The organism is Roseburia sp. AM23-20, assembly GCF_003470905.1.
In the GTDB taxonomy this organism is placed as follows: Bacteria; Bacillota; Clostridia; order Lachnospirales; family Lachnospiraceae; genus Roseburia; species Roseburia rectibacter.
The window spans coordinates 23,510-48,921 of record NZ_QRHS01000027.1; the positions used below are offsets into that span (position 1 = coordinate 23,510).

General features: G+C 43.3%; 23 protein-coding genes. 18 read left to right on the top strand and 5 right to left on the bottom strand.

The genetic code is table 11. The features are described from left to right. Nucleotides 1-102 precede the first annotated feature (102 nt). The 8 genes from DW650_RS16400 (at nt 103) to DW650_RS16435 (ending at nt 8,160) form a co-directional block, all read left to right on the top strand. Nucleotides 103-2,220: a methyl-accepting chemotaxis protein gene (locus DW650_RS16400; RefSeq protein WP_118210545.1), complete on the top strand. Its 2,118-nt coding sequence runs from the start codon at nt 103-105 to the stop codon at nt 2,218-2,220. Between the two features lie 132 nt (nt 2,221-2,352). After that, nucleotides 2,353-3,051, top strand: a complete 699-nt coding sequence (pyrF, locus tag DW650_RS16405) for an orotidine-5'-phosphate decarboxylase (protein WP_118210546.1) — start codon at nt 2,353-2,355, stop codon at nt 3,049-3,051. An 83-nt stretch (nt 3,052-3,134) separates the two neighbouring features. After that, nucleotides 3,135-3,863, top strand: coding sequence for a TraX family protein (locus tag DW650_RS16410; RefSeq protein WP_118210547.1), 729 nt, complete (start codon nt 3,135-3,137; stop codon nt 3,861-3,863). Between the two features lie 542 nt (nt 3,864-4,405). Continuing rightward, a complete protein-coding gene (gene thiM, locus DW650_RS16415; protein ID WP_118210548.1) occupies nt 4,406-5,233 on the top strand; it encodes a hydroxyethylthiazole kinase in 828 nt (275 codons plus the stop codon). Further along, nucleotides 5,220-5,858 carry a thiamine phosphate synthase gene (gene thiE / locus DW650_RS16420; protein ID WP_118210549.1) on the top strand — a complete coding sequence of 213 codons (639 nt, stop codon included), beginning with the start codon at nt 5,220-5,222 and terminating at the stop codon, nt 5,856-5,858. Before thiM ends, thiE begins: the two co-directional genes overlap by 14 nt. Next, nucleotides 5,849-6,511 (top strand): HAD family hydrolase, encoded by a 663-nt coding sequence (locus DW650_RS16425; RefSeq protein ID WP_118210550.1) that lies wholly within the window; start codon nt 5,849-5,851, stop codon nt 6,509-6,511. The genes thiE and DW650_RS16425 overlap by 10 nt, the downstream gene beginning before the upstream one ends. A 128-nt stretch (nt 6,512-6,639) precedes the next feature. Continuing rightward, nucleotides 6,640-7,140: a GNAT family N-acetyltransferase gene (locus DW650_RS16430; RefSeq protein ID WP_241070863.1), complete on the top strand. Its 501-nt coding sequence runs from the start codon at nt 6,640-6,642 to the stop codon at nt 7,138-7,140. 78 nt (nt 7,141-7,218) lie between these two features. Beyond that, entirely contained in the window at nt 7,219-8,160 is a 942-nt protein-coding gene (locus tag DW650_RS16435) for a magnesium transporter CorA family protein (RefSeq protein WP_186900054.1), read from the top strand. Between the two features lie 91 nt (nt 8,161-8,251). On the opposite strand, the gene DW650_RS16440 is transcribed toward DW650_RS16435, so the two are convergent. The 3 genes from DW650_RS16440 to trkA all read right to left on the bottom strand — a co-directional run bounded on the left by DW650_RS16440 (nt 8,252) and on the right by trkA (nt 11,980). Then, nucleotides 8,252-9,112, bottom strand: a complete 861-nt coding sequence (locus DW650_RS16440) for a class I SAM-dependent methyltransferase (protein ID WP_118210561.1) — start codon at nt 9,110-9,112, stop codon at nt 8,252-8,254. Nucleotides 9,113-9,175: 63 nt separating this feature from the next. Further along, nucleotides 9,176-10,615 carry a TrkH family potassium uptake protein gene (locus DW650_RS16445; protein WP_118210551.1) on the bottom strand — a complete coding sequence of 480 codons (1,440 nt, stop codon included), beginning with the start codon at nt 10,613-10,615 and terminating at the stop codon, nt 9,176-9,178. 6 nt (nt 10,616-10,621) lie between these two features. Then, nucleotides 10,622-11,980: a Trk system potassium transporter TrkA gene (gene trkA / locus DW650_RS16450; RefSeq protein WP_117920715.1), complete on the bottom strand. Its 1,359-nt coding sequence runs from the start codon at nt 11,978-11,980 to the stop codon at nt 10,622-10,624. Between the two features lie 812 nt (nt 11,981-12,792). Between trkA and DW650_RS16455 the strand changes: the two genes are divergently transcribed. The 6 genes from DW650_RS16455 to uxuA all read left to right on the top strand — a co-directional run bounded on the left by DW650_RS16455 (nt 12,793) and on the right by uxuA (nt 18,246). Continuing rightward, a complete protein-coding gene (locus DW650_RS16455; RefSeq protein ID WP_117920716.1) occupies nt 12,793-13,974 on the top strand; it encodes an alpha/beta hydrolase in 1,182 nt (393 codons plus the stop codon). Between the two features lie 103 nt (nt 13,975-14,077). Continuing rightward, nucleotides 14,078-14,734, top strand: a complete 657-nt coding sequence (locus DW650_RS16460) for a YkgJ family cysteine cluster protein (RefSeq protein ID WP_117920717.1) — start codon at nt 14,078-14,080, stop codon at nt 14,732-14,734. Between the two features lie 144 nt (nt 14,735-14,878). Further along, nucleotides 14,879-15,244: a CidA/LrgA family protein gene (locus DW650_RS16465; protein WP_118210552.1), complete on the top strand. Its 366-nt coding sequence runs from the start codon at nt 14,879-14,881 to the stop codon at nt 15,242-15,244. Next, nucleotides 15,241-15,933: an LrgB family protein gene (locus DW650_RS16470; RefSeq protein WP_118210553.1), complete on the top strand. Its 693-nt coding sequence runs from the start codon at nt 15,241-15,243 to the stop codon at nt 15,931-15,933. The genes DW650_RS16465 and DW650_RS16470 overlap by 4 nt, the downstream gene beginning before the upstream one ends. A gap of 137 nt (nt 15,934-16,070) precedes the next feature. Continuing rightward, the gene (locus DW650_RS16475) at nt 16,071-16,883 is read left to right on the top strand and encodes a LysM peptidoglycan-binding domain-containing protein (RefSeq protein WP_241070864.1); all 813 of its coding nucleotides are present in this window, start codon (nt 16,071-16,073) and stop codon (nt 16,881-16,883) included. Between the two features lie 283 nt (nt 16,884-17,166). After that, a complete protein-coding gene (gene uxuA / locus DW650_RS16480; RefSeq protein ID WP_334294387.1) occupies nt 17,167-18,246 on the top strand; it encodes a mannonate dehydratase in 1,080 nt (359 codons plus the stop codon). Nucleotides 18,247-18,410: 164 nt separating this feature from the next. Here the strand turns inward: uxuA and DW650_RS16485 are convergent, their stop codons facing one another. Then, nucleotides 18,411-19,382 carry an AraC family transcriptional regulator gene (locus tag DW650_RS16485; protein WP_241070865.1) on the bottom strand — a complete coding sequence of 324 codons (972 nt, stop codon included), beginning with the start codon at nt 19,380-19,382 and terminating at the stop codon, nt 18,411-18,413. Between the two features lie 200 nt (nt 19,383-19,582). Between DW650_RS16485 and DW650_RS16490 the strand changes: the two genes are divergently transcribed. The 3 genes from DW650_RS16490 to DW650_RS16500 are packed head-to-tail and all read left to right on the top strand — an operon-like array spanning nt 19,583 to nt 22,735. Further along, nucleotides 19,583-20,956 carry an MFS transporter gene (locus tag DW650_RS16490; protein WP_199654302.1) on the top strand — a complete coding sequence of 458 codons (1,374 nt, stop codon included), beginning with the start codon at nt 19,583-19,585 and terminating at the stop codon, nt 20,954-20,956. A gap of 16 nt (nt 20,957-20,972) precedes the next feature. Beyond that, nucleotides 20,973-21,842: an amidohydrolase family protein gene (locus DW650_RS16495; RefSeq protein WP_117920724.1), complete on the top strand. Its 870-nt coding sequence runs from the start codon at nt 20,973-20,975 to the stop codon at nt 21,840-21,842. A 56-nt stretch (nt 21,843-21,898) separates the two neighbouring features. Beyond that, nucleotides 21,899-22,735 (top strand): creatininase family protein, encoded by an 837-nt coding sequence (locus DW650_RS16500; protein WP_117920725.1) that lies wholly within the window; start codon nt 21,899-21,901, stop codon nt 22,733-22,735. A 3-nt stretch (nt 22,736-22,738) separates the two neighbouring features. Here the strand turns inward: DW650_RS16500 and DW650_RS16505 are convergent, their stop codons facing one another. Next, nucleotides 22,739-23,614, bottom strand: a complete 876-nt coding sequence (locus tag DW650_RS16505) for a helix-turn-helix transcriptional regulator (protein ID WP_006856715.1) — start codon at nt 23,612-23,614, stop codon at nt 22,739-22,741. A gap of 179 nt (nt 23,615-23,793) precedes the next feature. Here DW650_RS16505 and DW650_RS16510 point away from each other — a divergent pair, with 179 nt between their 5' ends. Next, nucleotides 23,794-25,401, top strand: a complete 1,608-nt coding sequence (locus DW650_RS16510; RefSeq protein WP_117920726.1) for a mannitol dehydrogenase family protein — start codon at nt 23,794-23,796, stop codon at nt 25,399-25,401. Nucleotides 25,402-25,412 lie beyond the last annotated feature (11 nt).

The following is a 25,412-nucleotide window of genomic DNA, read 5'->3' on the forward strand; positions in this document are numbered from 1 at the left end:
ACTAACAATGCTATTAAAAATGATTCCCTATTTTCTGAATATGTGATATAATACAAAAATGTAACCGTTTACATTGCAAAAAAAGAAGGGGGAATTTCACAAATGAAGAAAAAAATAAGTCTTAGTGTAAAGCTGATCGCAGCTTTTATGGTTGCGATCCTTGGAAGTGTTTTGATCTGTGCACTTCTTACACACAGTAAGGTAAAAAGCGTGTTAAACAGTAACATGCAGCTTACGAGCGAGCAGACATTAAGCAGTGCAATGACGAGTCTGCAGACATATGAGAAAACGATCAGTCTGCCGGTCGATCTTCTGACTAGAAAAGACAGTATCAAACAGCTTTTGATCGAGCCGGAAAACTATGATAAATATATCGACAATGTAAATGACGAACTGGTTGCAGCCTGTAAAGTCGTGAATGGATCTGTGCGTGCATATTATGCTTTAAATGACGGCAGAACGATCACCGGATGGGTAAAATATGAAGCTGACGGTTCAAAGACAGCGATGAATACAGTAGAAAATAAGGATCTTTCCGGAAAAGAATGGTACACTGCATGTCAGGGAAGAAAGGCAAAAGTAAATTCTATTTTCAGTTATATTACAGCACCTTATACAGATGAGGAGACCGGAGAACAGATTATCACAGTCTGTCAGGAAGTAAAATACAAAGATGTTGTCCAGGGTGTTGTTGCCATGGATATCGAGGCATCTGCACTGGCAGATTATGTGGAAAACATCAGGCTTTTAAATACAGGATTTGTCATGCTGGTAGATGAACAGGGAAATATCATGGTTGACAGCGAAAGCAATACTTTTGCAGATGGTACAGTTGCAGACCTTGAATTTTTCGCTCCTTTGACAGAAGAATTAGATAATCTTGAAGAACAGAAAGCACAGTTGGAGGAAAGTGAAGATCCTGCAGCAGATGATATTGTATTACAGGCATCCTATAATATGCGTGCCGAAGGAAGGAACTGCGCGATCACAGCGATGACAGACCGCGTGACCGGATGGAGAATGATAGGATGCATCAATGATCAGGAAAATCAGAAAAATCTCATCAATATTAATATTGGAACACTTGCAGCGGGAATGATCGGACTGGTATTTGGCTGTGTGATCGCAGTTGTGACAGCATTCAGTTTTAACCGTGAGATCAAAAAACTTCAGAATGCGACACATCGTGTTGCAGGCGGTGATTTCTCCGAAAAGATCAAAGTTACCAGAAGCGATGAATTTGGTGTACTTGAGACAAACTTTAACGGTATGATGGATGATGTGTCCGGACTGATTCATGCAGTTGAGGATAAGTCGAATCATATTCTTGAAGTTGCAGGTGGTATCTCTGAGGTCGCAGGCAATACGAAAACGACGATCGAACAGGTAACACAGGCAATTGACAGTGTTGCGCAGGGGGCAGTAAAACAGGCAGAAAGTACACAGGAAGCCAATACCCAGGTGGAGCATTTGAAGAATAGCTTAGATGAGACCAAAGAATATGTTTCCGGCATGAATGGCATGACGGAGAAGGCAAATGAGGTCAGCACCGAGGGAATTGAAAGCGTAAAAGACCTGATTGAAAAATCCGGAAAAACAGCCGAAAAATCCAAAGTTTCGTTAGAGGTCATGAACGAGATGGTCGAGAGTATTGATAAAATTTTCTATATATCAGATACGATCGCAGATATCACTTCCCAGACGAATCTGTTATCATTAAATGCAAGTATTGAGGCAGCAAGAGCCGGAGAGATGGGAAAAGGTTTTGCAGTTGTTGCAGATGAGATCCGTAAACTGGCAGATGAGTCGAAAGAGTCAACGGATGAGATCAAAAAGATCATCACGGAGATCACAGAGAAATCAAAACTGGTTGAGGCAACCATGCAGGAGAATGAGGTACTGCAGAGTGAGCAGCAGGAAGCAATCAACCGTACGGAAGAGATCTTTGGTGAGATTATGAAACAGATCGAAATGTTAGGATCTGGCATGGAACGAATCAATACATTAAATGAAAATATGTCTGCCAATAAAGATCTTGTTGTGGATAAGATGGGAACGATCGCATCGGTATCCGAGCAGTCAGCAGCGGCAACCGAAGAGGTTAATGCTTCCACGGAGCAGGTTAATGTTACAATGGCAGAGATCAGTGAACATACCGGCACACTACAGGCAATTGCCAAAGATCTGATGGAGACGATTAATCGATTCAAACTCTCTTAAGTCATGTAAAATGACTTGCAAAACACATTCCATACAGGTATAATTCATGACAATGGGGTTGCATCAAAGCGTGCAATCTATTGCATTTGAGAATTGAAAAACAAACCGGATGGGATGAAACAGGAGGAAGAGATGGGAAGAGACGTTATTATTGCGTGTGATTTTAACAGCAAAGAAGAAGTGATCAGTTTTCTTGGAAAATTTAAAGAGGAAAAACCTTTTGTAAAGATTGGTATGGAGTTATTTTACGCAGAGGGACCGGAGATTGTCCGTACGATCAAACAGATGGGACACAAGATTTTTCTTGACCTGAAATTACATGATATTCCAAATACCGTAAAAAAAGCAATGTCTGTATTATCGGGACTGGATGTAGACATGTGTAATGTACATGCGGCAGGCACTAAAGCGATGATGCAGGCTGCTATCGAGGGACTTACGAGAGAGGATGGAACGAGACCACTTCTGATCGCAGTCACACAGCTTACTTCCACCAGTGAAGAGGTAATGCAGCAGGAACTGTGGATCGAAAAACCGATCGACCAGACGGTTATGCATTATGCAAAAAATACAATGGAAGCAGGATTAGACGGTGTGGTATGTTCTCCATTGGAAGCCGGAAAAGTACATGAAGTATGTGGAGACAAATTCCTTACCATCACACCGGGAGTACGTTTTGCGGACGGCGATGTCGGTGATCAGAAGCGTGTGACAACGCCGGCGAAAGCAAAAGAGCTTGGATCTGACTATATCGTAGTCGGAAGACCGATCACACAGGCAGATGATCCGGTAGCTGCATACCGCAGATGTGTAAAAGAATTTGTAGGCTAGATGAAAAACAGGAAAAAGAGAAAGATGAACGGTCTTTCTCTTTTTTCGGTTAAAAGAGAGGATTGGAACAGATAGGGGATTTCATGGAAAGAAAAGGACTCAGTGGAAGTGCATTAAAGATGATCGCGATCGCCACAATGCTTATTGACCATATTGCAGCGACTGTGATCATTCGTGTATTAAAATTCGGAGGCTATAATGACAGCCTGTATCAGTTATACCGTGTGATGCGGAATATCGGAAGAATTGCGTTCCCGATTTTCTGCTTCCTTCTGGTGGAAGGATTTATGCACACGAGAGACCGGGAAAAATATGCGCTGCGTCTAGGGTGTTTTGCTGCAATATCCGAAATACCGTTTGATCTTGCATTTAACGGAAAAATTTTAGAAGTCGGATATCAGAATGTGTTTTTTACATTGCTGCTTGGTCTGCTTACCATGATGGCATATGATTCTGTGATGAAACAGAGCCGTTTTAGCGTCTGGAAAAGGACAGGACTTTCCACACTTGCAATCCTCGTCGGGATGTTCGCAGCAGAGTTTTTATCGACGGATTATGGTGCGCTTGGAGTGCTTTGTATCATGGTGTTTTATCTGTTTCGAAGAAGCAGGATGCAGCAGGTCGTATTTGGATGTCTGGCGTTTGTCTGGTGGGAATGGGCGGCAGTATTTGCATTTATTCCGATCTATTTCTATAATGGAAAACGTGGTTTTGGCATGAAATATTTCTTTTACGCATTTTATCCGGTACATCTGCTGACCTTGTATTTTATCGTATATAAAATGGGATATGGTGCTGTATCTGCAATCTGAAAATTTTAATATAAGGATTCATAGAAAAGGACTTTAGAAAACGGAGGGGATGTTTTCTAAAGTCCTCTTTATATGTAAACCTGCCGGAATATCTGGCAGGATTGTTTTTTGACGGAACTGACAGAACCCCAACCCCCGAGTCGAAACTCAACAGCTCCTTTTGATGTTATTAATGATACGGGATAATTGTGACCATTTCTTGACTGGAAAATGAAGGAAATCTTAAAAACAGATAAGAAAATTATAAAGTCACATATGCGGGAGGGCAGAAATAGGGTATAATGTGCATAAGCAATGAGCAGTGCCAAACATGGAAATGACAAAAAAGACTGCTTGCAGGAGCTTTTTTGTTATTTTTATGTTTGATAGGGCGAATGCCCGTCAGTCCGGAAAATCTCTGATTTTTCGGACGTGCACTGCAGTTTGAAGTATTTATGATATAATAAGACTGCCGAGCGAAGCGAGTGTAGATCACGATCATGTGCTGCTTTTGCGCATGATATAATGTGCATAGAAGTAAACAGTATGGAGCAGAAAGATTTATGAAAAAGTATCTTGATAATGTGCGGCGTATAGCGCCGTTAATTCATAATATAACAAACTATGTGACGGCAAATGATGTCGCAAATGTTCTTTTGGCATGCGGAGCAAGTCCTATCATGGCAGACGAGGAAGCAGAGGCAGAGGAGATTACGGCACAATGCATGGGACTTAATTTAAACCTTGGAACGCCAAATCAAAAGAAAATTCAGACTATGTTAAAAGCGGGGAAGATGGCAAATAAACGGAAGCATGTGGTGGTGTTAGACCCGGTTGGAGTGGGGGCAGGCAGTTTTCGCAGACAGGCAGCAGAACAACTGTTAAAAGAAATACATTTTGATGCAGTCCGTGGAAATATTTCTGAGATCAGGGTGCTGGCATCATTATGTGAATCAGAAGAAAATAGCGGAAAAGGCGTGGATGCAGACAATACAGACAGAGTGACAGAAGAAAATTTAGCACAGAATATCGCAGCGGCAAAGATGCTGTCACAACAACTGAAAACGATCATTGTGATTACCGGAGCTATTGACCTTGTAACGGATGGCAGTAAATGTTATGTGATAAAAAACGGCAATCCACAGATGAGCCGGATCACCGGAGCCGGGTGCCAGCTTTCTGGTATTTTAACGGCTTTCCTTGCAGCAAATCCAGAGGATAAGTTACAGGCGGCAGCGGCAGCAGTGTGTATGATGGGATATGCAGGGGAGCTTGCGGCGGAAAAAAGCGGGCAGTCAGGCAGTGGGACTTACCGTGTGAGCCTGATGGATGCAGTGTCATGTATGGATGGAGATATGTTAGAGAGAGGAGCACGTTATGAGATTCGATAAAAAGCAGTTATTATTATATGGGGTAACGGATCGAACCTGGTTAAATGGCCAGACCTTGTATGAGCAGGTCAGACAGGCATTGGAGGGTGGAGTTTCTTTTTTACAGCTTCGTGAGAAAAATATTTCAGAACAGGCATTCTTAGAGGAAGCAAGAGAAATACAGAAACTGTGCAGGGAGTATCAGGTTCCATTTATCATCAATGATAATGTAGATCTTGCATTAGAGATCGATGCGGACGGCGTGCATGTTGGTCAGGATGATATGGAAGCCGGGGAAGTACGCAGGCGGCTTGGCGCAGATAAGATCATCGGTGTTTCGGCACACTCGGTGGAAGAAGCACTGCGCGCTGAAAAATGCGGGGCAACTTACCTTGGTTCCGGGGCAGTGTTTGGAAGCGGAACCAAGAAAGATGTCGGAACATTAGACCATGAAGTGCTAAAAGAAATCTGTGCAGCAGTGCAGATCCCGGTAGTTGCGATCGGAGGGATCAGCCGGGATAATATTTTACAGTTAAAGGGCACGGGGATTGACGGAGTGGCTGTGATCAGCGCTATTTTTGCACAGAAAGATATCCGTGCGGCATCAAAGGAACTGAGGGGGCTGTCGGAAGAAATATGCAGATAAGGAACATACAGGGGGCAATCTTTGATATGGATGGAACACTGCTTGATTCCATGCCGGTATGGGAACATGCGAGTGAGCGCTATCTGCAGAACAAAGGAATCAAGGTAAGGGAAAGACTTTCGGATATCTTATTTTCCATGAGCATGCAAAAGGGCGCAGAATATGTGAAAGAAAATTATCATCTCGCAGAGTCAGTTGATGAGATTGTGGCGGGCGTGAATAACATTGTCTATACTGCATATGAAAAAGAGGTGCAGCCCAAAGAAGGTGTAAGAGAGCTGTTAGACACTTTGCAGGTAAATGGGATAAAGATGGCGGTGGCAACTTCGACTGACCGTCCTATGGTGGAAGCAGCATTGAAACGTACCGGACTGTTTTCCTATTTTGAACAGATATTCACATGTACGGAAGTTGGCAAGGGAAAAGTGGCTCCGGATATATATTATGCAGCGGCTGATATTCTTGAGACAGAACCGAAAAATACGCTGGTGTTTGAGGATGCACTGTATGCGATCGGGACGGCAAAGAAAGCAGGATTTGTGACAGTCGGGGTTTATGATGATGCGAGCAGAAAAGAGCAGGGAAAGATAAAGGAGCAGGCAGATATTTATCTGGAAGGATTTGTGAGTGCTGTGGAAAGTCTGCAACGGTAACATAAAAAGTTTCATTTATATGGAATTTACAAATTTTACGTGGCGTCGTATAAAAAACTATGCTATGATAGATAATATTGAGGTATAGTGTGAAAATAAGATTTTCACATGCAGGAATGAGGATTATTATGATTCGCAGAGCAGAGTTAAAAGACATTCCGGCATTGATGGATATTTATAACGATGCCATTTTACATACAACAGCAACATTTGATACGGAAGTCAAAGATTATGAGGATCGTCTGGCATGGTTCCATGCGCACACGGGACAATATGTGATCTTTGTATATGAAGAGGCAGGAACAGTCGCGGGTTATGCCTCTCTTTCACGTTACAGGGAAAGGAAGGCTTTTGACCCTGCAGTTGAGATCTCTATCTATATTCATGCGGGTTATCGAGGGCGTGGCATTGGCTGCAGTCTTATGGAGAAAACATTGCAATATGCAAAAGAATGTCCGCAGATCGGAACGGTTATTTCACTGATCACAAGTGAAAATGAAGTCAGTATCCATCTGCATGAACGTTTTGGTTTTTCTTACTGTGGTCAGATCAGACAGGCAGGCGTTAAGTTTGGGAAAAAACTGGGCTTAAACGCATATCAGATCATTTATGACAGAGAAATTGAATAGAAAGATTCCCGGAAAGATGTAGTGTGCAAAAATCTGGCATAATACATGGCAGTATCCCGGGAAATTGAGGAAAATGCCATGATAAGATATTTTAAGACAGATAACCAGAGGATTCATGAGGAGGAAAAAATCGGTGATGGCGTATGGGTGCAGATGCTCCAGCCGACGCATCAGGAATGTGCCGAGATCGCAGAAGTATTGAATGTAGATATTGAGGATATCCAGGCCGCACTCGATGAAGAGGAGAGTTCCCGTATCGAACTTCAGGATGGTTATACACTGATCTTAGTCGATATCCCAACCGTTGAGATACGTCATGAAAAACAGAGTTATACGACAATCCCGTTAGGTATCATTTTAACACAGGATGTGATCGTGACGGTCTGTACGGATGATACACCGGTGCTGCAGAATTTTGTAAACAACCGTGTGAAAGAGTTCAGCACAAAGAAAAAACTGCGTTTTGTATATCAGATATTATTCCGTACGGCGACAAATTACCAGATGAATCTGCGCGTGATTGATAAGAAAAGAACAGAGATTGAGGAACGGATCGGAAAAAATACAGAAGATATCGATCTGATCGATCTTCATGAATTAGAGTCTACATTGGTCTACTTTGCAACGTCCCTGCGTGCCAACGGCGTTGTCTTAGACCGGTTGACCAGATATAAACGATTAGAGCAGTACCCGGAGGATAAGGAACTGTTAGGAGATGTGATCGTCGAAAACCGGCAGGCAATCGAGATGACATCGATTTACCGTGATATCATCAATGGTACCAGGGAACTGATGTCATCTGTGATCGACAACCGATTGAACAACGTTATGAAATATCTGACATCCATCACGATCGTTATGGCGATTCCGACCGTTATATCCGGTATTTACGGAATGAACGTCAATGAAAAGTGGATGCCGTTTGCAAATACACCGCATGGATTTTTGATCATCTGTGTTCTGACACTGCTGATCTGTTTAGTCACGATGCTGGTGCTTCGGAAGAAGAAGATGCTGTAAAATATTAAGGAGTTCTGCAACAACAATTTTGGTTGATGCAGAACTCCTTTTTTGGAGAACATTATGCTGAAAAGTAAAATCCAGACAGTCTTTAGTTCCCTTCAAAGCGTCCGCTTGCGCCACAAGGCAGCACCAGTCCATTGGAGGATACCGGCAGACCGATCTCATCTGCGGTGACGGTTCCGTCATATTTTTCTAATGCAGTTGCGATCATATAACGCAGCACTGCTGGCTGAAGTCCGGTAGTGTAAGAGTTTACCAGAAAGAACAATGGCGTATCTGTCAGTAACTGTGCACAGAGCTTGATCAGCGGATAAACAGATTCCTCGATCTTCCAGATCTCACCCTTAGGACCTCTGCCGTAGGATGGCGGGTCCATAATGATCGCATCATAGTGATTGCCACGGCGGATCTCACGTTCTACGAATTTCACACAGTCATCTACGATCCAGCGGATCGGTGCGTCCGAAAGACCGGAGGATGCAGCATTTTCTTTTGCCCAGGTAACCATACCTTTTGAGGCATCCACATGTGTGACAGAAGCTCCGGCTGAGGCAGCTGCAAGTGTTGCACCGCCGGTGTAGGCAAAAAGGTTTAAGACCTTGACCGGACGTTTTGCAGAGCGGATTTTATCTGAAAACCAGTCCCAGTTTACTGCCTGTTCCGGAAAAAGTCCGGTGTGCTTAAAGCTGAATGGTTTCAGTTGGAATGTTAAAGATCCATAACGAATACTCCACTGTTCCGGCAGATCAAAAAACTCCCATTCGCCACCGCCTTTTTTACTGCGGTGGTAGTGGGCATTCATATGTTTCCAGCCTTTTTCTTTTTCTGGTGTGTCCCAGATGACCTGTGGGTCAGGACGCACAAGTGTATAATTGCCCCATCGTTCTAATTTTTCACCACAGGAGCAGTCTATTACTTCATAATCTTTCCAGTTATTTGCAATCCACATAAAAAATCCTTTCATAATCATTCTACTATTCATGACAATAGAATATTCGCGAAGCGTATTCTATTATTTACGTTTCCAGGTTGACGGCATCAGAAGAATCATCATCGGAAACAGTTCGAGTCTTCCGGCAAGCATGTCAAACATCAGGATAAACTTGGAAAACGGAGAGAAAATTGAAAAATTCTGTGTCGGACCGACCAGATTTAAGCCCGGACCGATATTGTTTAACATTGTGACAACGGAAGTAAAATTTGTTGTGAAGTCAAATTCATCCACACTGATAAGAAGCATGGAAGTTAACAGTAGTACAAAATAAACGACCAGAAAAACATTTGCAGAACGTAAAGTCTCATGATCGACCGGGTGTCCGTCCATACGGATTTTTTTCACCTGACGCGGATGGATGATCAGGGAAAGCTCCTTACGGATCGTTTTTAATAAGATCAGGATACGGGACACCTTAATACCACCGCTTGTACTGCCGGCACAGGCACCGATAAACATTAGTGTAACCAGCAAAGTTTTTGATAAAGCCGGCCAGAGATCAAAGTCTGTAGTCGCATATCCGGTTGTTGTGATAATGGAGCCGACCTGGAAAAAAGCATGACGCACAGTGTCACCTAACGTTGGGTAAAACGAACGGATATTCCAGGTAATAATACCCACCGATCCAAGTATAATGGCAAGGTACCAGCGGACTTCTTCTATTTTAAAGAAGTCTTTTAATTTGCCTGTCAGAATATAAAAATACGCAGTGTAGTTGATGCCGCTTAAAATCATAAATACGGTGATCGTAATCTGTATTGCAGGGGAATAGCTGGCAATACTGTCATTTTTTATTCCAAATCCACCAGTGCCTACGGTACCAAATGTAGTAGTCAGCGAATCGAATAGGGGCATGCCAAGCGCCCGCAGAATCGTTGCTTCACAGATCGTGATGGCAATATAAATACCGTAGAGGATTTTTGCAGTGTCTTTCACATGTGGAACCAGTTTACTTACAGAAGGACCAGGGCTTTCGGCTTTCATGAGGTTCATCGAAGAACCGCCCATCAGAGGGAGAATCGCCATGATAAAAACAAATACTCCCATACCGCCGATCCAGTGTGAAAAACTGCGCCAGAACAGGCTGGCTTTTGATATACTCTCCACATCGGACAGGATGCTTGAACCTGTTGTGGTAAAACCGGAAATCGTCTCAAACAGTGCATCTACATAAAATGGAATATCTCCGGTCAGTACAAAAGGAATAGCACCAAAAATACTCATGATGATCCAGCTTAAGGCAACCGTCACAAACCCCTCCCTGGTGTAAAGGTTTGTAGAATGAGGCTTTTTATGTGTCAGAAGCATACCAAGTACCAGACATAAAACAGCAACTGCAAGATAAGAGACAGAGGCTTTTTCCTGGTATATCAGCCCGACCAATGCGGGAAGGACTAAAAACGCGCTTTCGAATTTCAAAACACAGCCTAAAATATATAAAACGATCGAATAATTCATTGCCGTCTACTCCTCCAGAATCTCTTTGATATCGGAAATACGATAACCGGAAAGAACGACTAAAACGGAGTCACCAGCCATCATGATATCCTGACCACTTGGGATGATGACTTTGCCGTTACGGTAAATACAGCAGATCAGAGTGTTTTTGCGGAAATGCAGATCGGCAAGCGGGATGCCGGCAACGGCGGAATCTGCCTTGATGATAAATTCTAATGCTTCTGCTTTACCGTTTGCTAATTTATAAAGTGTTTCCACATTGCTGTCCTTGGAATTATAAGTTGAGCGTACATATTTTAAAATATAGTCAGAGGTAATAATACGCGGATAAATAATGCTTCCAAGATTCAGCTCATTAATGACGGAATGAAAATTGATCCGGTTGATCTTTGTTACAGTCTTGGCATTGGAGACATCATTTGCATAGAGGGAGAGAAGGATGTTCTCTTCGTCTAAGCCTGTTAAGGCTGCAAAACCCTGTGCATGTTCAAGACCTTCCTGCAAAAGGAGATTCTGATCGGTTGCGTCGCCGCAGATTACAGTGGCATGCGGCAGCAGTTCACTTAATACATCGCAGCGTTCACGGTCTATCTCAATGATCGTCACGCGGATACCCGAAGCAAGCAGACTTTTTGCCAGATAAAAGGATACTTTACCGCCACCGGCAAGAATTGCATTTCCAACACGGTTTTTTACAATACCGATCTTGCGGAAAAAGTCGATCGCATTGCGGCGTTCTGATGCTATCGCAACCACATCGTTTTCCTGAAATTCAAAATCACCATTTGGAATGATCACCTGATCGCCACGGATAACCGTGCAGACTAAGACATTACTGTGCAGTGTCTGATGCAGGTTAAACAACTTTAAGGCGATAAGCGGGGAACCTTTGGTAACTTTAAAATGCAGCAGTTCCACGTGACCTTTGGCAAATGTATCCACGCGGATCGCAGATGGAAACTGGAAAATACGTGCGATTTCATTTGCAGCGGCAAGCTCTGGATTTATGATCATTGCAAGCCCGAATTCTTTTTTTAAAAATTCTATTTCCTTATTATATATAGGATTGCGCACACGTGCGATCGTCTGACAGTGACCTGTCTTTCTTGCGATCACACAGCAGAGAAGATTCTTCTCATCGTCACCGGTCACAGCAATCAGAAGATCGGCGGTCGTGATGCCGGCATCAATCAGTGTCTGGTGGTTGATTCCGTTTCCTACGATGCCCATCGCATCGAGATTATTTGTGATGGCGGAAACCTTTTCCGGTTTCTCGTCAATGACTACGATATCGTGGTCTTCGCTGCCAAGCTGTTCTACGAGCGTGTAGCCCACCTTGCCACAGCCTACGATAATGATCTTCATGATATGATAACTCCTCTATTGATAATATTCTGGATTATGTGAAACTATAGTCTGCAAGCAGTCTTTTTGTTAGTTTCAAGTGAAACTGTAGTCCGCAGTGCACGTCCGTAAAATCAAAGATTTTCCGGACTGACGGGCATTCGCCCTATCAAACATAAAAATAACAAAAAAGAGCCTGCAAGCAGTCTTTTTTTGTCATTTCCATGTTTGGCACTGCTCATTGCATACGCACATTATACCATATGCGTGCAGAAATGCTACTAAATTTAGAAACATTAGCGGAGATATCATGGATGTGTATGCGCTTAGTGCGAAATAGGTGCGTAAATTTTTAGTGTTTTGTGTCTGAATCTGATAAAAAAATATTTCCAAATAACTATATTCAATAATTTATTATTTGTTTGACAACACTGGCAAAACCTCAATATATCCCACTATGCCCATATTTATTGACTACACATTTGAAAATATTTTGTGTTATTGGTCTGGCATCTTGCACAAAGTCGAAGCTAATTCTGTGACTTTGGGAGAAAATTACTCCGGCTTTGCGCAAGATGCCACTCACAAGCCTACGAAATACCATTTGGACGGGAGACTCATGTCATAAACACACCATCATTTGTTGTGCAACTTATTCTCCATGTAAAAATCATACAGTTTTTCTGGTACCGGGGATAAGAAATCTGATGTATATTAAAAGTATCATCAGATTTTTGCGTAATAATAGTGTTTTGATAAATACAGAGAACACATTATAATATGTGAAACAGGAATCGATGCATTGAAAAAATAGTGTAAAGAGGGGAAAATACATGTTTACAAAAAACAATACCATGAATGAAATTTTAAACACAGAACCAGTCAGCCGTGCGATCGGCAATTTATTTCCAACCTGTTTTTTAAACCGTGTGCCGCTGGAACACAGAGATCATACGATGGCGCAGATCGAAAAAGAAGAAACAATGGAATGGGGAGCCCCGTTTTTGGCGGATGCTTTTTTAGAGTGTGCGAATCTGATCAAAGAAACAGCGGAGACAAAGAAATTCAAATATATTCCGCTCTGGGGCGAAACAGATGACGCGTCTGCAGGCGCTAAGATGCCGCACTGGGAAAATGGTATTCCACAGTCGGATTTAAATACAGAGGAAGGCGTCTGGTTATTTACCGGTGATCCAGCAGTAGATAATGAAGCATTTGCGCATACAGCAGGCAGCGATTCTATTCCTCCTTATGAATCCACGGCGGTCGCAGAGGAGAAAAAAAATAAAACAGACTTAAAGCCGGCGGTAATTCTCTGTCCCGGCGGTGGTTACGAGATGGTGTCCTTTTATAATGAGGGACTTCAGCCTGCACAGCGTATGGAGCGTGATGGCGGCTACAAGGCATTTGTTTTATGTTATCGGATTCGTCCGAACTATTATCCGCTGCCACAGATGGATCTTGCAAGAGCAGTTATGTATGTGCGGGCACATGCAGCGGAATATCAGGTAGACCCGGAACGGATCGTGATCATGGGTGCGTCTGCAGGCGGTCATCTCTGTGCAAGTGAAGCGCTGCTCCATGAGGAATTAAAGGAAAATGTACTGGAAAACCTTGCAAAATTCCAGAAAGCTGATATGGTAGAACAATACAGAAAAATTTCTGCCAGACCGGATGCCATAGGACTTTTGTATCCTGTTATCAGTTTTACTTCGGAATATCACGAGGGAAGTTATCTTTATAATACCAATGAGGAAACAGGACTGCGGGAAAAATTATCGGTAGAGTTCCATATCACACCGGATTATCCAATGACCTATGCCTATGCAAATGCGGATGACGGCTGTGTACCGGCGAGCAATACCGTGCGTTTAAATGAAGCACTTGAAAAAGCAGGTGTAAAGCATCTGTGTGAGGTATATCCGACCGGAGATCATGGAATCGGGCTTGGATACCATACTTCCGCAAAAATGTGGAGTGAAAATATGCTTGCTTTTTTCGATAAAAATTTATAAAACAGGGATTTCAGTTAAATGTATAGATCAATCAGTGTTTTGAACTAATGTATAGATCAGTCTGTGTATTCCGGGCAGAAAACATAAGAGAGGAATATCGTATATGTTACAGGATATCAATGAGATTTCAGATGGAAAAATATATGGCATACATGATATGGTACGTGTTGGCTGCAGTGACTGTGCAGGCTGCCATAGCTGCTGTGAGCAGATGGGGGATACCGTTTTAGTTGATCCATACGATTGCAAAAGATTAGAAAAAGAGCTGGGGATGGGCTTTGAAGGACTGATGCAGTCTTATGTCGGACTTCATGTGGAAGATGGTCTGATCATTCCTCATTTGAAAATGCAGGAGCAGACGGGCACATGTGTATTTTTAAATGAGGAGGGAAGGTGCAGTATCCATGCATACCGTCCGGGAATCTGCAGATTATTTCCTCTGGGAAGAATTTATGAGGAGCAGGGTGTTTCCTATTTTCTGCAGAGTGGTGCCTGTGAACGCGGTAAAACGAAAATCAAAGTGGAAAAATGGTTAGATACGCCGCAGTTAAAACGATATCAGCAGTTTTTGACAGAGTGGCATAGTCTGAAAAAGAACATGCAGGAATATTTAAGCCGTATGACGAAAGAGGAAGAAAAGAAAACAGTCTGTATGATGTTTTTGCAGATTTTCTTTTTCCGTCCATACGATAGCAGGCGGGATTTTTATGAGGAATGGGGGGAGCGGAGAAAACAGCTTCATTCGCTCCTGCCAGAATAAAATGTTGTGTGATTCTGATGTTTTTTTAAAAATACAAGTGGGTAATTAGTAACAGAAAAGGTTGATATTCTAACAAAAAGTGCTATGATAATATCCGGCTGAAAATTGAAATTTCAGAGAAGCCTCTGAAGAAAAGGATATTTTATGAAGTATTTGAGACAATTTATGATCATTCTGTTGTTTACCTTTCTGGGAGAGCTGTTAAAATATGTGCTCCCGTTTCCGGTACCGGCAAGCATCTATGGCCTGGTTCTTTTATTTATTGCACTGGAAACAAGACTCCTTCCGCTTGCAGCAGTCAAAGATGCCGGAAAGTTCATGATCGAGATCATGCCGTTAATGTTTATTCCGGCCGGTGCAGGACTCATTGATGCATGGGATGCACTACGCCCAATTTGTGTACAGATCGTGGTGATCATGGTGGTATCAACGATCGTGGTTATGATCGTGTCCGGTCATGTGACACAATTTGTCATGCGCAGAGGGAAAAAGAAAGGAGAACAGAAATGAGAGAGTTTTTATGTGATTCCGTATTTTTGGGCGTTGCGATCAGCATACTTGCATATGAGCTTGGCGTGTTTTTAAAGAAGAAATTAAAACTTGCGGTATTTAACCCGCTTCTGATATCGATCGTTGCCGTGATCATTTTTCTGGTTGTGTTCCATATTCCGTATGAGCGTTACAACGAGGGCGCAAAATATTTAAGCTATCTTCTGACTCCGGCAACGGTATGTCTGGCAATCCCGCTTTATGAGCAGTTTGAACTGCTGAAACAGAATGTTGCCGCGATTTTTGCTGGATTGATTTCCGGTGTTCTGACGAGTGTGATCTGTGTTCTGGTCTTATCACTGTTATTCCATTTTGACCATGCGCAGTATGTCACGCTTCTTCCAAAATCGATCACAACGGCGATCGGAATGGGAATCTCGGAAGAACTTGGCGGTTATGTCACGATCACGGTTGCGGTCATCATTATCACCGGTATCATCGGAAATGTGTTAGCAGAGACAATCTGCCGGGTTTTTAAGATCGAAGAACCGGTGGCAAAAGGAATTGCGATCGGATCATCTTCACATGCACTCGGAACGGCGAAAGCACTGGAACTTGGTGAAATCGAGGGCGCGATGAGCAGTCTTTCCATTGCGGTGGCAGGTATTCTGACGGTAATCGCTGCACCGATTTTTGCAACGATGTTGTAAATATAATGCCGTGATTTTATTAAGGTGATTATTAATATTAAGCCAAATGTAGAATGTGAAATATCAGAGATGGTATTTCACATTTTTTTTCGATTTACATATCATAATATGAAAAAGTTATGGTTGGAAATAAAGATATGTATTGTCAGAACAAAATTGTGCATACGATACAGGCAGGCGATTCCCTGTATAAATTATCGAGACAGTATCACACGACAGTGACGGAACTGATTCTTGGAAATCCGGGAGTCAATCCATATAATCTCCAGATCGGGATGCAGCTTTTTATCTGCCCGGGAGAGGGATATGTGCCTCAGCAGAATCCGGGAGGCGGAAACATGGGAGGAGGAACAGGCAATCCGGGAGGCGGAAACATGGGAGGAGGAACAGGCAATCCGGGAAGTAACAACGAGACCGAATCGGAGCGTGAGGATTCCATCCTCCGCCTCAACGAGGATATGCGTCTTGCGTGGTTAAATCATGTTTACTGGACCAGGATGTATCTGATGAGTGCAGTCGCAGACAATGCAGACCAGCAGGCGGTGGAAGAACGGCTGCTTGAGACTGCAGACGAGATCACGGATGTGTTTGCAAGGTATCTTCCGATCGCAACGACCAGACAGCTCCGCAATCTTCTGACGGAGCATATTGAGATCGCAGGACAGATTATTCAGGCATTGAAGGCAAAAAATATGTCTGATTATGATGCGCTGGTGAAGGAGTGGTACCGCAATGCCAATCAGATGGCAGCTCTTTTTGCCAGTCACAATCCGTATTTTGAGAGCAGGGAAACCAGAAATATGCTGTTAAATCATCTGGATCTGACCAGGGAGGAGATTGAGCAACAGGTCAATGGAGAGTATGAGCAGAGCATTGATGTGTTTCGGGACGTAGAGCAGCAGGCACTTGCGATGGCGGATTACTTTGCGAGAGGACTGCTGGCAAGATAAAACGTATAGATTGAAGCCTTCTGCTAAATGCAATTCAACGGATCATTCATTCGTTAAAGCAGATAGAACAGCTGCAGAAAAAGCCCCATGCGGTAGAGTATGTTTTCAGACCGCATGGTGGAACAGCAGAAATACACAGGGGTATTCCGGACGATTCGAAAAATGCCAAAAGTAACGGAATCGCAAGATTTGCAATAAAAACAGCAATTAACTTGAATTGCCAGTAAAAAAATGTACATGCTATAATGCAATTATCAAGATTAAGGGGGAAAAAGATATGCCAATGCAGATGGGTTTCCGCTGGTATGGCGAGGGCAATGACAAGATCAGCCTTGCTGATATCAAACAGATTCCGGGTGTGACGAGCATCGTGTGGGCACTGCATCATAAACTGCCGGGAGAAGTGTGGACAGTAGAAGAGATTGCAGAAGTGCAGAAACAGCTTGAGCCATATGGTTTTAATATGGACGTTGTGGAATCAGTCAATGTACATGATGATATCAAGATCGGACTTCCGAGCCGTGACCAGTATATTGAAAACTATATCCAGACAATTAAGAACCTTTCCAAATTCGGTGTCAAGGTTATCTGCTATAATTTTATGCCGATCTTTGACTGGACGCGCACGGATTTATTTCATCCGGTAGGAGATGGTTCGACAGCACTTTATTACGAAGCAAGCAAGATCCATGATGATCCGAAGGAAATGGCAGACTATATTTTAAATAATTTACATGGAATGACATTTCCAGGCTGGGAGCCGGAACGTATGGAGAAACTGGACGAGCTTTTTGCAGCTTACAAGCCGGTGACAAAAGAAGTATTGTGGGAAAACTTAAAATATTTTCTTGAGGCGCTTATGCCGACCTGTAAAGAATGCGATATCAAAATGGCAATCCACATGGATGATCCGCCATGGGATATTTTCGGACTTCCACGTCTTCTGACCTGCGAGGAAAATATTGACCGTTTCTTAAAGATGGTTGACAGCCCGTACAACTGTCTGACACTGTGCTCAGGGTCTTTGAATGCCGACCCGGGAAACAATGTGGCAGATATTGTCCGCAAGCATTGTGACCGCATTGCGTTTGCGCACATCCGCAATGTAAAACATTTTCCGAATGGAGATTTTTCGGAGGCTTCCCATCGTGACTGTGATGGTGATACCGGAATCCTTGACATTTTAAAAGCATACCATGACTGCGGATTTGAGGGTTATATCCGTCCGGATCACGGACGCCACCTCTGGGATGAAAAGCCGGGCAATGTCCGTCCGGGTTATGGCTTATACGATCGTGCACTGGGTATTATGTATATGCTCGGCGTGTGGGATATGCTCGATAAGCTGGATGAAAATAAATAAGCATAAAATATGCATAATTAGGGACTGCCGTATGGCAGTCCCTTGTATTATGGAAAAGTCCGTGGCATATGCCGCGGATTTTTGTATGCTTATCTCTGGTTATCAAAAGGGCATTATTTGCCAGTCAAAAAATCTGAAGTTACCTTTTGACACCTGAATCCACATCAGTAAAAATCATGCGTTTCTTTTTCACGGGTCCGGAAGCTGCGTGGAGAGATGCCATATTCTTTCACAAACGCTTTGTAAAAAACAGAATAATCACAAAAGCCGCACTGTTCGGCAACTTCTTTCAATGGAATGCCGGAATTGATCAGATTTTTAGATTCGATCAGTCTCCGCTGGGTAACGATTTTGTAAAAGCCGGTGTCAAGCTGCTTTTTAAAAAGCTGGCTTACTGTCGACTGGCTTACCATAAACTGCGCTGAAATAGATGCGAGGCTGAGGTCTTCGGATAAATGCAATTCAATGTAGTTGAGAATCTGGTCTAACAGGCCTGTATTCTCCGGTTTGGGGATGTCTGACTGCGGATGGTCGTTCATACGGTAAAACAGACAGAACAACTGCAGAAAAAGCCCCATGCGGTAGAGCTCGCTTCCAAGACGCATGGTGGAACCCTCGTACAACAGTGCAGCCAGAAGCTGGTCGATCTGGTTTAAGAGTGTTCCTTCCGGGCGGATGACATAGGGGAGCTGCTTTTGTGGTGCATATTGGGAGGAGCCTGCATCCGCAAAGAAGTTCTGCTTACAGGTCTCAAAAAAATCGTTGTTGATCCAGAGTACGGTTCTCTGATAGGGTTCCCGAAGCTGCTCTAAAAATAAAGGGCGGTGGCTGGTGCCGGGGGGAACGAGGATGATATCATTTTTGCGGATCTGGTAACGGGTGTTTCCAATGAGATATTGCAAGTTTCCACTGCGGCAGAAAAGAAGTTCGTAAAACTCGTGGCTGTGGAGGGTTACATAGTCTTTCGTGTAACTGGTATCCTCATGTACATCCAGATAGGGGCTGTCCATTTCCAGTTCCTGGTATCCGATCAATTCCCCACCGGCAGTCAGGATGCCATCGAGCGTGGAAATATACGGAGGCTTCATCGAATCCTTATGTTCCATTAAAAAACGTTTCATTTGGCTATATTTCATAAAAACTCCTGTTCTGATTTGTTATATTTATACAATCCTACAAATATTGTAGCACAATAAATGTAAGATATGCAATGTATTTTGGTATAAATGCAATTTAAATTGCAATAAAGCAAATGTATCATAAGGATATCGGTTCTTGTGAAATGTACAGACACAAAACCAATGCGCGCGTACAAATACCAGAAGGAGAAAAATTTATGAATAAAAGAAATGTAAGACCCTTTTCAAAAAGGGATGAGATCGGATATGTGTTTGGAGATATGGCGGGCAGTTTTGTCAATTTATTTGTAGACGCATATTTTTTGACGTTTTGTACTTATGTGCTGGGAATCAGTCCGGCGTGGATGGGTTCCCTGTTCCTTGCAGCGAGACTCTGGGATGCAGTAAATGACCCGATCATGGGTTCTTTTCCGGACCGTTGGATGCTTGGAAAATCAGGAGATAAATTCAAACCGTGGATTAAAATATTTATGATACCGCTGGCGTTGTCAGGTGTGCTTTGTTTTTCCAAAGTGCCGTTTGAAGGTGTTGCACTTCATGCGTGGGTCGCTTTTGTGTATGTCTTATATGGAATGAGCTATACCGGAACTTCCATGCCGTTTGGTGCGATGGCAAGTGTGGTCAGCACAGATCCGATTGACCGGAGTAAACTCTCAAGGGCAAGAAGTCTTGGCGGAACATTTGTGGGAATTGCAGCGTTATCCTTTGTGCCGGTAGTCTGTTTTGACAGCGAAAGCAACATTATCCCGGAAAGATTTACACTTCTGGCAGTTATTTTTGGAATTTTAAGTGTGGTCTGCTACTGCCTGCTGTTACATTTAACGACAGAGCGTGTGCGTGAGGAAAAGAAACAGAATACAGAAAAGTTCAATTATGGAAATGTGTTGAAAGCAGTCGTAAAAAATAGGCCACTGATCGGTGTCATGGTTGCAACCATTGGAAGTATGCTCTATATCACCGGTTCAAACCAGATTAGAAGTTATGTATTCAAAGAGTACTATGGAAATACCTCTGCAATGACTCTGCTTAGTCTTGCAAGTGTGCCGATCATTATCATCTGTTTCCCGCTTGTGCCAAAACTGGTTGCAAAGTTTGGAAAGAAAACGACATTGATGTTTGGCGTAATCAGCAGTACCGTGCTCAGTGTAATCATTTTTGCCGTAAAAATACCAAACGTTTATGTTTATTCGGTACTGAATGTACTGGCAATGATCGGACAGACCGTATTTACCATGCTGATCTGGGCGCTTGTCACAGACTGTCTGGATTACAGTGAGTGGAAGTTCTATGAGAGAAGTGATGGCTCGATGTATTCCCTTTATACGTTCAGCCGTAAAATCGGTTCCACCATTGCTTCCGCAGGTGTTTCCTTCGGACTCCAGGCGATCGGATATATTTCTGGAAATAATGTGGTGCAGTCAGATGCAACCATAAACAATATCTACATGTTAGTGGCATTGATCCCGGTGCTGACCTGTGTGCTGGAACTCATTGGTATCGGCGCAATCTTTAATCTGGATAAGGAACAGACCAAAGAAATGTATGCGGAATTAAAACAAAGACGTGAATAGTAAAGAGGAGATTAGATTGAAAAAAATTGATATTCATCTTCATCTGACATTACAGCAGTATCCGAAAACAGATACCATGTTCCTTTCCAGTGCGGCACAGATGCTGCCGCACTTAGAGGAACTTGGAATTGAACAGGGAATCGTGTTATCTTCCGGCGAACAGGAAAATGAGCAGATCCTGGTTGCAGCAAATGAGGAGTGTAAACGCATCTGTGAACAGTTCCCCAAGAAGTTCCACTGGATGTGCAATGTGGATGCAAAAAACCAGACAGATGTGTATAAACGGATCTTAGCCTGTAAAGAGAGCGGTGCGGTCGGAATCGGGGAACTGATGGTAAACCAGAGGCTGGATGCTCCATTTTTACAGAGTGTATTTGAGGTGGCAGAAGAATTAAAATTACCTGTTCTTTTTCACATGAGTCCGAAAGAGGGCTTTCAGTATGGGGTTGTGGACGGGCCGGGGCTCCCGCTGCTGGAGGAAAATTTAAAGCGTTATAAAGGATTAAAGTTCATCGGGCACAGTCAGCCATTCTGGCATGAAATTTCAAAAGATGCACCGGCGACCCCAAAGGAACGGATGAAATGGGGAGAGGAAGCTGTATGTCCCGGCGGCAGACTGCCATATCTGTTTGAAACCTATGAAAATTTATATGGAGATCTGTCCGCAAACAGTGGCGGATGTGCAATCATGCGTGACGAAGAATTTGGGCTGGCTTTTCTGGAAAAATATCAGGACCGGTTGCTGTTTGGAACAGATATGGCAAATTGTGAAATGACATTTCCGCTTGGAAACTGGCTGGATGAGCAGGAACACGCAGGAAGACTCAGCCGGAGTGCCTATGAAAAAATCTGCCGTACAAATGCAGAAAAATTATTTCACTTATAAGAAAAAAGAGGGAGAGCCGAAAACATACCACATCCCTCAAAAACAGGAGGAAACATATGAGAACAAGAATATTACCTAGAATGTTAAATGATGAGGTGGAAGAATATCTTTCCAGAAATGACATTATCATTGTACCGGTCGGAACGGTAGAGATGCACGGGGGATTTCCACTGGATTCAGAAACCACCATCAGTGAGGCATTTGCACTGGAGATGGCAGAGGCGTGTGACGGGCTGGTATTGACAGGACTTCCGTATTTTTACGCAGGCGCAACGGCAAGCGGCAGGGGAACCGTCCAGGTGAGTGTGCGGGAAGGAATCGACTATTTGATGGCGGTGGCAAAAAGCCTGTTGCGCCAGGGATTCAAACGCCAGATCTACATCAGTTTTCACGGCCCGGCACATATGACATGCAGTCCGATGGTGCGGGATTTCTTTGATGAGACCGGAGTGCCGATTTTATATATGGACCTCACCATGCAGATGATGAAAAATGCAAGGGATATTTTTACATCAATGGACAGTTTCCACGCAATTACAGTGGGAGCTTATCAGAAAATGAACCGATTAAGTGACGTGCCGCTCACAACGGAGTATGCGCATAACGAGCCGCAGTCCTGTGCCGGATTTGAGGATATTTTCGGACTGGCATATCAGAGTGCTGCGATCGGTTATTATTTTGGCGAGAAAAAAGACCACATGAGTACATCGGTCATTGCAGATGAAGCAGCGAGGGAAACACTTGCAAAAGAGGGTGTGGAAATCATTGAAAAATTGGTGGAGCGCATGGATATGAACCATATCGTAGCACAGATGAGGGAATTGGAGCATTATAACAGCGAAGTTGCAAAAAAATGCCCATGGGTTCCCTCTAACACTAAAACAGAGCGGTAGATTCTACTGCGGTTTCTGCGCATAAAGTTCCTTATATTCTTTGGGTGAGATGCCATACTCTTTTTTGAATGCACGAAAAAAACTGGTGTAATCTTTGAATCCGTACATCAGGTAGATTTTTGTGATATTTTCATTGCTGAGAATGGCATCCCTGCACATGGATAACCTTTTTTTAGTAATATACTGATGGACGGATATTCCAAAGTTATCCTTAAAAATATGGGAAATATGGTATTTGCTCACAAAAAAAGCTTTGGAGAGGCTGTCTAAGGAGAGATCCTCATCCAGATGAGATTCAATGTATTGCAGGATGCCGTCATACAGACCAGAGGCATCTTTGCGGGCTGCAGGATGTTCTGCCTCATAGACAGCCCGGTTGATGTGGAGCATCAGATCGTTCACGCAGAGCTCGATCTTGGCAGCTTTTCCAAAACGGTCCGCATGGATCTCCTCGATCAGCCGGAAAATCTTTGCGGAAAGCGCATTGAAAGCCACGACATCATAGTGATAAATAAAATGATGGGTATCCTGTGCATGTTCGATCAGATAAACATAGTCTTTGGATAATTCTTTCAGTTTCTGACAGTAATCCTGACTGATCCAGAAAACAAAACGCTGATAGGGAAGTGTTTCCCCCACACTGGACACATGGTGGTGAATACCAGGGGGAATGAAGACCATATCCCCCGGTTTCAGATGGTGATGTTCCTTTTCAATGGAGATCGTTACATTTCCCTCCAGAAAAAAATAGAATTCATAGTAATCGTGAGTGTGATCTGTCACGCCATAAAAGTGGTTGTCATTATAATAGTAAATTTCAAAATCTTTGGACAGCATATACTGTCGTTCATTAAAAGGAGACTGTAACTGTCTGCGCATGGTAAAATCCTCTGAAATATTTCAAATATAAGGAAAAAGTGACGATCTGATATAAAAAATTTACCACAGAATCGCAATTTTTGCAATGTGAACAACAAGCAACTCTATTGGATGTCTTAAGGGGATTCACTTATAATAAACATATCAAAAAACGTTGAACAATGGAGAAAGGAAAAGCTATGGAATTAAGTACACTTGGTTTAAAAGACAGGGCACAGTGGGAAGCAAAGGGATATCAGCTTCCGCAGTTTGACCGTGCAGCAGTAACAGAGGCAACCAGAGAAAATCCGTGCTGGATTCACTTTGGTGCAGGAAATATTTTCCGTGCATTTCAGGCAAATGTAATGCAGAATATCTTAAACAGAGGGGAAATGGAAACAGGCCTGATCGTAGCGGAAGGTTTTGATTATGAGATCATTGAAAAAATGAACCGTCCGCATGATGATTATTCCATTCTTGTCACATTAAAGGCAGATGGAAGCGTCGAAAAAACAGTTGTCGGTTCTGTTGTGGAGTCCTGTATCCTCGATTCGGAAAATGAGGGCGAGTATGGCAGATTAAAAGAGATTTTCTGCAAACAGTCCTTGCAGATGGTATCCTTTACCATCACAGAAAAGGGATACAGTCTGGTAAACGGAAAAGGAGAACTGCTTCCGGCAGTCGCTGCCGATTTTGCAGCCGGCCCGGAGAAACCTGCAAGCTATATCGGAAAAGTTGCATCTCTTTTATACACACGTTTTAAAAACGGACAGCTTCCGATCGCCATGGTATCCATGGACAACTGCTCCCATAACGGGGATAAATTATATGCGGCAATCCATACATTTGCCGAAAAATGGGCAGAAAACGGTCTTGCAGAGAAAGATTTTGTAAACTATATCAATGAAAGGGAAAAGGTTTCGTTCCCATGGTCTATGATCGATAAGATCACGCCGAGACCGGATGCTTCCGTGGAAGAGATCTTAAAGAAAGATGAGATCGATGGGCTTGATCCGGTCGTTACATCCAAAAACACCTATGTAGCTCCATTTGTGAATGCAGAGGAATGTGAATATTTAGTGATTGAGGACTGGTTCCCGAACGGACGCCCGGAGCTGGAAAAGGGCGGCATCATGTTTACCGACCGCGCAACCGTTGACAAGGTGGAAAAAATGAAAGTCTGCACCTGCTTGAATCCGCTTCACACGGCTCTTGCAGTGTTTGGCTGTCTGCTTGGCTACACAAAGATCTCCGATGAAATGAAAGATGCAGAGCTTCGGAAAATGGTGGAGAGAATCGGATATACCGAGGGACTTCCGGTCGTTGTGGATCCGGGTATCCTTGATCCGAAAGAGTTTATTGATACCGTGTTAAATGTCCGCATACCAAATCCGTTTATGCCGGATACACCACAGCGTATTGCCACAGATACTTCACAGAAACTTGCGATCCGCTTTGGAGAAACTGTGAAAAATTATCTTGCATCAAAAGATAAGGATATCAAAAACTTAAAACTGATCCCACTGGTATTTGCTGGATGGCTTCGGTATCTCATGGCAGTTGATGATAATGGCGAAAAATTTGAGTTAAGCCCGGATCCACTGCTTGAGACCGTCTGTCCGGTCGTTGCCGGTATCAAATTTGGTGATACAGATGTGGAAGGAATGATCCGGCCATTGCTGACAAACCGTACTATCTTTGGTGTGGATCTTTATGAGGCCGGTCTTGCCGGACTGACGGTGCAGTATTTTAAAGAACTGATCGCCGGGGTGGGCGCAGTGCGTGCTACTTTAAAGAAGTATGTATAGGCGCTGATTCT

Coding starts and splice junctions, on each gene's coding strand:
- DW650_RS16470 (WP_118210553.1), top strand. CDS start 15,241: ATGAGAGAGTTTTTATGTGATTCCGTATTTTTGGGCGTTGCGATCAGC.
- DW650_RS16440 (WP_118210561.1), bottom strand. CDS start 9,112: ATGTGGATTGCAAATAACTGGAAAGATTATGAAGTAATAGACTGCTCC.
- uxuA (WP_334294387.1), top strand. CDS start 17,167: ATGCAGATGGGTTTCCGCTGGTATGGCGAGGGCAATGACAAGATCAGC.
- DW650_RS16435 (WP_186900054.1), top strand. CDS start 7,219: ATGATAAGATATTTTAAGACAGATAACCAGAGGATTCATGAGGAGGAA.
- trkA (WP_117920715.1), bottom strand. CDS start 11,980: ATGAAGATCATTATCGTAGGCTGTGGCAAGGTGGGCTACACGCTCGTA.
- DW650_RS16465 (WP_118210552.1), top strand. CDS start 14,879: ATGAAGTATTTGAGACAATTTATGATCATTCTGTTGTTTACCTTTCTG.
- thiM (WP_118210548.1), top strand. CDS start 4,406: ATGAAAAAGTATCTTGATAATGTGCGGCGTATAGCGCCGTTAATTCAT.
- DW650_RS16475 (WP_241070864.1), top strand. CDS start 16,071: ATGTATTGTCAGAACAAAATTGTGCATACGATACAGGCAGGCGATTCC.
- thiE (WP_118210549.1), top strand. CDS start 5,220: ATGAGATTCGATAAAAAGCAGTTATTATTATATGGGGTAACGGATCGA.
- DW650_RS16410 (WP_118210547.1), top strand. CDS start 3,135: ATGGAAAGAAAAGGACTCAGTGGAAGTGCATTAAAGATGATCGCGATC.
- DW650_RS16505 (WP_006856715.1), bottom strand. CDS start 23,614: ATGCGCAGACAGTTACAGTCTCCTTTTAATGAACGACAGTATATGCTG.
- DW650_RS16460 (WP_117920717.1), top strand. CDS start 14,078: ATGTTACAGGATATCAATGAGATTTCAGATGGAAAAATATATGGCATA.
- DW650_RS16455 (WP_117920716.1), top strand. CDS start 12,793: ATGTTTACAAAAAACAATACCATGAATGAAATTTTAAACACAGAACCA.
- pyrF (WP_118210546.1), top strand. CDS start 2,353: ATGGGAAGAGACGTTATTATTGCGTGTGATTTTAACAGCAAAGAAGAA.
- DW650_RS16490 (WP_199654302.1), top strand. CDS start 19,583: ATGAATAAAAGAAATGTAAGACCCTTTTCAAAAAGGGATGAGATCGGA.
- DW650_RS16425 (WP_118210550.1), top strand. CDS start 5,849: ATGCAGATAAGGAACATACAGGGGGCAATCTTTGATATGGATGGAACA.
- DW650_RS16510 (WP_117920726.1), top strand. CDS start 23,794: ATGGAATTAAGTACACTTGGTTTAAAAGACAGGGCACAGTGGGAAGCA.
- DW650_RS16430 (WP_241070863.1), top strand. CDS start 6,640: ATGATTCGCAGAGCAGAGTTAAAAGACATTCCGGCATTGATGGATATT.
- DW650_RS16500 (WP_117920725.1), top strand. CDS start 21,899: ATGAGAACAAGAATATTACCTAGAATGTTAAATGATGAGGTGGAAGAA.
- DW650_RS16400 (WP_118210545.1), top strand. CDS start 103: ATGAAGAAAAAAATAAGTCTTAGTGTAAAGCTGATCGCAGCTTTTATG.
- DW650_RS16445 (WP_118210551.1), bottom strand. CDS start 10,615: ATGAATTATTCGATCGTTTTATATATTTTAGGCTGTGTTTTGAAATTC.
- DW650_RS16485 (WP_241070865.1), bottom strand. CDS start 19,382: ATGAAATATAGCCAAATGAAACGTTTTTTAATGGAACATAAGGATTCG.